This window comes from Moorena sp. SIO3B2 (assembly GCF_010692525.1).
GTDB lineage: Bacteria > Cyanobacteriota > Cyanobacteriia > Cyanobacteriales > Coleofasciculaceae > Moorena > Moorena producens.
Window position 1 is genome coordinate 1 of the sequence record NZ_JAAHHE010000593.1, and the last position, 2,929, is coordinate 2,929.

General features: G+C 46.6%; 3 protein-coding genes and 1 pseudogene. 3 read left to right on the top strand and 1 reads right to left on the bottom strand.

Annotation, left to right across the window (positions count from 1 at the left end; translation table 11 throughout):
* Window positions 1-329 precede the first annotated feature (329 nt).
* Window positions 330-482, bottom strand: a complete 153-nt coding sequence (locus F6K38_RS38495) for a hypothetical protein (protein ID WP_287360202.1) — start codon at window positions 480-482, stop codon at window positions 330-332.
* On the opposite strand from F6K38_RS38495, the gene F6K38_RS38500 reads away from it, so the two are divergent.
* The 3 genes and pseudogenes from F6K38_RS38500 to F6K38_RS38510 form a co-directional block, all read left to right on the top strand.
* On the top strand, window positions 474-1,157 hold the full coding sequence (locus F6K38_RS38500) for a class I SAM-dependent methyltransferase (protein WP_287360204.1): 684 nt from the start codon (window positions 474-476) through the stop codon (window positions 1,155-1,157). The two genes, F6K38_RS38495 and F6K38_RS38500, sit on opposite strands and share 9 nt — an antisense overlap.
* Before the next feature lie 289 nt (window positions 1,158-1,446).
* Window positions 1,447-2,232 (top strand): SDR family oxidoreductase, encoded by a 786-nt coding sequence (locus F6K38_RS38505; protein ID WP_008187183.1) that lies wholly within the window; start codon window positions 1,447-1,449, stop codon window positions 2,230-2,232.
* Between the two features lie 431 nt (window positions 2,233-2,663).
* Window positions 2,664-2,929 (top strand): annotated as a pseudogene (locus F6K38_RS38510) (hypothetical protein); the annotation flags it as partial.

Genomic DNA, 2,929 nt, shown 5'->3' on the forward strand with positions numbered 1-2,929 from the left:
GGTTATTTTGGGTTCAGTCTGGCTGTGGACGCTTAATTGAATTTGGCCCAGCTCAGCAAATCTTCCAGAATCCCCAACATCCCATTACAGCAGAATACATCAATGGTCAGCGTGGATAAGGGAATCCGTAAGTATTCAGCTCACAGCAATCAGCTATCAGCAATCAGCAATCAGCAATCAGCAATCAGCTCTCAGCTATCAGCTCTCAGCTCTCAGCTCTCAGCTTATGGGCAATGGGCTTTTACCCAGACTTTCAATTCTCATGCTTCTCTATCAATATTAAATTCTCCCGTTCCCTTAGCGTGGCCATAGGCCTGCATAGGTTTATTTTAAGCTGACGGCTGACCGCTGACCGCTGACCGCTGACCGCTGACCGCTGACCGCTGACCGCTGACCGCTGACCGCTGACCGCTGACCGCTGACCGCTGAATGCTTACGGGAAGCCTAGCACATACTAAGAATCCCAAAGGAAGATGAACCAAAATTTACAGCTATCCACAGACAACTACTATTCCCAGCCCCGGGAGCAAGGTAAAAGTATTTACACTATCTGGGAAGAAGGAAACGCCTATAAAGACTCGATCACACCGACAATTTACGACCAAAACTACCGAGAATTCATTACCAAAAAAATTGAATCTTTGGTTAACTACGAACTCACAAGCAATATCTTAAGTATTGGCACGGGTAACGCTTTTGTGGAAAGTGATTTACATAAAAAAGGGTATCATGTCATAGCCAATGATGTCAATGAAGATGCCATTGAAATTGCGCGAAACAAAGGATTGCCCGTGGTTTTTGCTGATATAAATCAGTGGGAACCGGAACACAAAAATTTTGATTTAATTTACTGTGATGGGGTAGTTGGACACTTATACAAACCAGGAGTGGGTTTAACCAAGCTCTTCAGTCGTTTACGAGATTGGTTAGTGTCTAACCAGGGTATTCTGCTGATTTCTAATGATTCAGCAGTGATTAATGCTCCTGTACATCCTCACCCAAGGGTGAAAGACTTTTATTGGTTTTCGGCAGATTATTTGCGTTCGGAGTTACTTAGCGCTGGTTTTGAAGCCGTTGAGAACGAAAATTTCATCTATCACCGTCCCCTGACAGGAGAAAAAGAACGGTTGATTTTAGAAGCCCAAGTCAGAAGTTAGAAGTCAGAAGTCAAAAGTAAGCTATGACTAAGAGGATATCTCCCAAGTTTTTTGATACTGAATTTTGCCCCCCTAGGGCGTGTTTTCAAAGTTTTCCGCAAGATTATGATCCCCCCCAGCCCCCCGCGCGGAAGGGGGGAGCCATACTCAAAGTCCCCCTTTTTTAAGGGGGATAATGGGGGATCTCCGAGGCAAGAAAACACGCCCTAGCCCCCCAAGCGAGGGATTGCTCGCTCGGGGGACCCACGGGGGCTGCGTAGTGGTGTAATTATGCTGGATTAGTTCAGTTATGGATTTAGGACTAAAAGGCAAAATCGCTTTAGTAACGGCATCGAGTCGAGGCATGGGTAGAGCGATCGCAGAGGGCTTGGCCGCTGAAGGGTGTCAAGTGATAATTTGCAGTAGAGATAAGGATAATTTACTCAAGGCTGCCCAGGACATAGAAGCCAAGACGGGACAAGTCATTACACCTATCCCAGTGGATCTTGAGCAAAAAGAGAGTATCTCCCAATTGCTAACGGGCATTACCAATCAATTTTCCACCATTGATATTGTCGTCAATAACGTGGGTGGGATGCCCTACAAGCGCCACTATGAACTAAACCAGGAGGATTGGCAGCAATCATTCGATCTGACCTTTATGAGTCAGGTGACTATAGCTGAAGCGTTGCTGCCTTTGATGAAAAAACAGTCTTGGGGTAGGATAATTTTTGTGACTTCAGTAGCAGCCAAACAGCCAGGGATGCTGATTGCCCATTCCCAACGAGCAAGTGTTGTGGCTTATGCTAAAACCCTTGCTAATGAATTGGGGCAGCATAACATTCTGGTTAATAGTATCTGCCCTTCCTTTGCTGTCACGGATAAGTTCTATGAAGTGGCTGATGAAGTAGCGAAAAGACAGGGTAGTTCTCGGGAACAAGTGATCCAGCAATGGATGAAAAGTGTTCCCCTCCGTCGCCCAGCTTCCGCAGAAGAAGTCGCTAATTTAGCAGTATTTCTGGCTTCGGAAAAAGCGAGTTATATCACAGGAACCTGTATTCAAGTTGATGGGGGATTTGTGAAAAGTTTGTTTTAGATAAGGGTAAGCATTCAGCGGTCAGCGGTCAGCAGTCAGCGGTCAGCGGTCAGCGGTCAGCGGTCAGCGGTCAGCATTCAGCCGTGGCAGAGGCTTCAACGCTGTGATGTAACTCAGATTAAACAAAGGAGGTCTGGTTTTATTGTCCAATAAAACTTAGGATTTATTGCCTCTTGCCTCTTGCCTTCCCCTCCTGGGAGGGGTTAGGGGTGGGTTCCTCTTGCCTCTTGCCTCTTGCCTCTTGCCTTCCCCTCCTGGGAGGGGTTAGGGGTGGGTTCCTCTTGCTAGCTTGCCTCTTGCCTTCCCCTCCTGGGAGGGGTTAGGGGTGGGTTCCTCTTGCCTCTTGCCTCTTGCCTCTTGCCTCTTCTATGTTCCCTGCTCCCTGCTCCCTGCTCCCTGCTCCCTGTTAAACACAAATCACAATTAATACTATGGAAAGTACCAAGCAATTTGCCAAATATATGAAAGCCGATGAACGGCCATCTGTGGATGACTCTATAGATCTTTCATCTTTGCTGGGAGAATGGTTTAATACCAAACGGGATACTAACTATATCAAGAAAGTAATTCTGAGCGATCGCAATGGTAGTTTAATCATCAATGCTTATGGAGCTAGTGATGGGGGGTTAATTGATTGGGGAGAAGCGGAAGCTATACCCTACGGAGCTGGTAAATCACCCCTGATAGCAGCAGGATT

What these genes read in the sequence shown, in the direction of transcription:
- F6K38_RS38500 (WP_287360204.1), top strand. Translation starts at nt 474, where the DNA reads ATGAACCAAAATTTACAGCTATCCACAGACAACTACTATTCCCAGCCC.
- F6K38_RS38505 (WP_008187183.1), top strand. Translation starts at nt 1,447, where the DNA reads ATGGATTTAGGACTAAAAGGCAAAATCGCTTTAGTAACGGCATCGAGT.